We start from the raw sequence: 262 nt of genomic DNA, 5'->3' as shown, positions 1-262 counted from the left end.
TCACAGACAGTGGTGGGTCTGGATGGATTCGAACCATCGACCCCCGCCTTATCAAGACGGTGCTCTAACCGACTGAGCTACAGACCCCTGAGTCTGTCTTTCTTACAGCCGACAAGTGTGAGCGCTTTAACGCGTGTGAGCGATGAGCTCTGGAAAGGAGGTGATCCAGCCGCACCTTCCGATACGGCTACCTTGTTACGACTTCACCCCAGTCATGAATCCTGCCGTGGTGACCGTCCTCCTTGCGGTTAGACTAGCCACT

Annotated in this window: 1 tRNA gene and 1 rRNA gene; both read right to left on the bottom strand. The window is 55.3% G+C overall.

The features are described from left to right. Positions 1-10: 10 nt before the first annotated feature. Positions 11-87: transfer RNA gene (locus AB4Y42_RS44510), tRNA-Ile, on the bottom strand. A 66-nt stretch (positions 88-153) separates the two neighbouring features. Further along, positions 154-262 (bottom strand): 16S ribosomal RNA (locus AB4Y42_RS44505); the annotation flags it as partial.

The sequence above is a fragment of the Paraburkholderia sp. EG286B genome (assembly GCF_040965655.1).
Lineage (GTDB): Bacteria > Pseudomonadota > Gammaproteobacteria > Burkholderiales > Burkholderiaceae > Paraburkholderia.
Note: the sequence above shows the minus strand (reverse complement) of the source record. Positions and strands in the feature narration are given on the sequence as shown.